Raw genomic sequence first — 3,695 nt, forward strand, 5'->3', positions numbered from 1 at the left:
GGCGTTTGGGGCCACTCGACGTGGCGGCGGGCGTCCTCTGGGCCCGCGTCGGAGCGGAAGCGTGCCCAGCGGCATACGGCACCGTCAGGCGGTGTCAGACGCCGTGCTCGTGCCACGGCCCCCAGATGCGGAAGGTCAGGCCGGCGCTCGCCTGGATGTTGACGTAGAGCATCTCGCCGTTCGGAATGGACGTCGACCCGTCGAACTCGTCGTCGAAGCGGGCCGGCCGTCCCGCGCCGACTGCACCCGGTTGAGGGCGATGTCCCACAGCTGGCCACCGCGGGGTGCGGACCGGCGCGGCCACGAGCCCCTGAACGGCCCGCCGAGCGCTGCCGCCCCGCGAGCCACAGTCCTGCCTCCTTACCGACGCGGGTGCGCACGTGCGTGCTCCGTGGATGACGACATCACACTGGGCCGACATCGCCGTCGGCACCGAGGATCGAGCGGAGCCCGCCAGCCGCGGTCGCATCCGTCCTCTTTCGGGGCATTCGGCCCCGTGACGGGGCCCGCGCCGGCGGCGTACCGTCGAAAGGTGCCATGTGGTCGTGAGACGAGCGCCCATGCACCCCTGCACACCCAGCGTGCGCAACGCCCTCCCCTGAGCGCACGCCGGGTGTGCAGGCCCACGCGGCAACACGCTGCAACACGCCCGGAAAGGCGATGCCGCACCCTGATCTCTCACTGGCGAGATTCGCACTGCCGGGCGTGTTGCGGTGGGAAGGCGGGGGTGGGGCAGGATGGGGACCATGAGTGACGACGCCCGCCAGCCAGACTCCGGTCAGGATCCTCGCCACGACGCGCCACGCGATGACCAGCGCATCGTCGTGCTCACACCTGACGGGATGGGCGTGGCGGACGCTCCCGGCAGTGGACCCAGCGGTGCACCCGGCGGTGGAGACGGCGACGACGACCGGCCCGAGCGAGGCCGGACGAACCCGGCCGACCTCGTCGAGGAGCCGGCCAAGGTCATGCGGATCGGCTCGATGATCAAGCAGCTCCTCGACGAGGTTCGCAGCGCACCTCTTGACCCTGCCGGCCGCCGGCGCCTGGCCGAGATCCACCACCAGTCGATCGAGGAGCTCAAGGACGGCCTCTCGCCCGAGCTCGTCGATGAGCTCGAGAGGATCGCCCACCCCTTCCGGGAGGAGTCACCGAGCGACCCCGAGCTGCGCATCGCCCAGGCCCAGCTGGTCGGCTGGCTCGAAGGGCTCTTCCACGGCATCCAGACCGCCCTGGTGGCGCAGCAGATGGCGGCCCAGCAGCAGCTCGCACAGATGCGGGCGCTCCCGGCGCCGCCCGGCGCCCCCGGTGTCTCCTACGGCACGCCGCCCGGCGCCGGCCACGGCCACCTGCACCAGCCGGAGGGGCCCACGCCAGGTGGCCGTGAGCCAGGGCCGACGGGCCAGTACCTCTGACCCCGGGCTGAGCCGGGACCCCGGGCTGAGCCGGGACCCCGGGCTGAGCCGGGCCCCCGGGCTGAGCCGGGCCCCCGGCCGGACCGAGCCGGAGCCTCCGGCCGGGCCGCACACATAGGGTGGACGCGATGCGACTGACGACGGATCATCCGGTCTGGGCCCGAGTCGGCCTGGTGGCCCGCTGGCTCGCGATCGTCGTCGCCTGCTACCTCGGCGGCGTGGCAGCGACGAACCTCTCGCCGACGACAGTGGAGACGGCGCACTACCGGGCCACCCTTCGCCTCGACCCGGTCCCCCGCCACATGCCCGTGCTGCACAGCCCCACCATCGTGGGCGACGTGGACCTCACGTTCACCTCCCCCGTCCTCGCTCCGGGCCTCGACGTCGCCGTCTCCGTGCGCGAGGAGATCACCAACCTGCTCAGCCGCGGCCCGGTCAGCGTCAGCTCGCTCCAGCCCACCGATGCGGAGATCTCGGCCGCGATCCGGGAGGCCGCCGTCGGAGTGTGGTGGCGATTCGGTCTCGGCGCGCTCGTCGTGGCGGTCGCCCTGTCCGTGGCGGTCCACTACGCCCGCCGACGCCGCCCCGAGCGGATGCACCTCGTCCTCGTCGCCGCCGCACTGGTCCTCGTCGCCGCAGGCACCGGTGTGAGCACAGCGCTGACCTACCAGCCGGGACGTTTCGCCGCACTGACGACGACCGGTGTGCTGGGCACGGTGCAGCGCAACGCAGGCCTGCTCGCCGGCGTCGAGACCAGGGCCGAGCAGGCGACGCCCTACCTGCGCAACCTCCTCGCGCTCTCGCAGGCGCTCCAGGCCAAGTTCGTCCCCACCGACCTGACGCAGCCCGACATCTCGGCCCGCTTCCTGCTCGTCTCCGACATCCACGGTGCCAACCAGTACCCGCTGATGCGCACGATCATCGAGGAGGAGGACGTCGACGCCGTCATCGACACCGGGGACATCATCAACTTCGGACGCGTGCAGGAGGGCGAGGCGGGAGGCATCTTCCGTGGCATCGAGTCGCTCGGGGTGCCCTACCTCTTCGTCAGCGGCAACCATGACCAGTCGTCGCCGACCGACCGTGAGCTGCTGCGACGGATGGCGCAGATCCCCAACGTCGTGCTGCTCCAGGACGCGGAGGGGGTCCATCGCGAGCTGTCGTTCCACGGCCTGCGGATCACGGGGTTCAACGACCCGCGCTACTTCGGCGACGACAACGAGGACCCCGCGGGCAAACAGGCGCCGGCAGTCGAGGCCTTCAACACCGCCATGGAGGACGAGCCCGAGAGCGACCTCGTGCTGACCCACGAGCCGTATGCCGCCACCGGCGTCGACCGCGGCCGGATCCTCGTCAACGGGCACATCCACACGCCGGTCCTCGACGGGTCGCGAATCCAGGCCGGCACGTTCACCGGGGGCGGGGTCGTGTCGCACTTCATCGCGACCGAGGACGAGGAGCTGCGCGGGCAGCCCTACGCCTTCGACCTGCTCAGCTTCGGTCCGCGGTGCTCCCTGACCCAGCTCACGCGCTACAGCTATCGCAACCTCATCGAGGGACGGCCCGCCTACGACAACATCCAGGTCATCAACGGCGCCACCATCGACCCACGCGGGGCCGAGGCGGCGCGCGCCGCAGCCGAGGCGGAGCGCGCCGCGGCCGAGGCCCCGGCGCCGGACGTCGGTGAGCCGGTCCCCGAGGACGAGCAGCCCCGCACGTGCAGTCGTCTCGAGGAGACGACGGTGCGCGAGATCACCACGGCGACGCCGGACAACGCTGGGACGGCGACGCCCGCGACCGTCACGACGTCAACGCTGACGCCCGTGCCCTCCACCCCTCTCCCGTCGACGCCCGCCGGCTCGGCACCGCCCGGCTCACCAACCGCGACGGTCAGCCCCTGAGGTCCGGGAACTGGTCATCGCGCCACTCGAGCGCAGGCTGCGACGCACCGGTCGCGTCGAGCTCCTCCTCCCGGCCGCGTAGCTCGACCCGCCGGATCTTGCCGGAGATCGTCTTGGGCAGCTCGTAGAACTCGATCCGGCGAACCCGCTGCCACGGTGCGAGCTTCGCGCGGCAGTGGGCGAGGATCGACTTGGCCACGTCGGCACCGGGCTCGTACCCGGGTGTGAGGGCGACGTAGGCCTTGGGCACCGCGAGGCGGACGGGGTCGGGTGACGGGACGACCGCGGCCTCGGCGACGGCGACGTGCTCGATGAGGACCGACTCGAGCTCGAAGGGGCTGATCTTGTAGTCGCTCGCCTTGAACACGTCGTCGGTGCG

The 3,695-nt window shown here is 71.9% G+C and carries 4 protein-coding genes; 2 read left to right on the forward strand and 2 right to left on the reverse strand.

Translation table 11 applies throughout. The features are described 5' to 3' along the window. Positions 1-94 precede the first annotated feature (94 nt). Positions 95-268: a hypothetical protein gene (locus tag LOY02_RS18445; protein ID WP_317183828.1), complete on the reverse strand. Its 174-nt coding sequence runs from the start codon at positions 266-268 to the stop codon at positions 95-97. Between the two features lie 478 nt (positions 269-746). Between LOY02_RS18445 and LOY02_RS18450 the strand changes: the two genes are divergently transcribed. Both LOY02_RS18450 and LOY02_RS18455 read left to right on the forward strand, forming a co-directional pair. Beyond that, a complete protein-coding gene (locus LOY02_RS18450) occupies positions 747-1,415 on the forward strand; it encodes a proteasome activator (protein WP_317183829.1) in 669 nt (222 codons plus the stop codon). 128 nt (positions 1,416-1,543) lie between these two features. Then, entirely contained in the window at positions 1,544-3,316 is a 1,773-nt protein-coding gene (locus tag LOY02_RS18455) for a metallophosphoesterase (RefSeq protein ID WP_317183830.1), read from the forward strand. Here LOY02_RS18455 and LOY02_RS18460 read toward each other — a convergent pair. Further along, positions 3,306-3,695: AMP-binding enzyme (locus tag LOY02_RS18460; protein WP_410505980.1), on the reverse strand; the 390-nt coding region annotated here is incomplete at its 5' end. The two genes, LOY02_RS18455 and LOY02_RS18460, sit on opposite strands and share 11 nt — an antisense overlap.

It is taken from the genome of Intrasporangium sp., from assembly GCF_032907665.1.
Lineage (GTDB): Bacteria > Actinomycetota > Actinomycetes > Actinomycetales > Dermatophilaceae > Intrasporangium.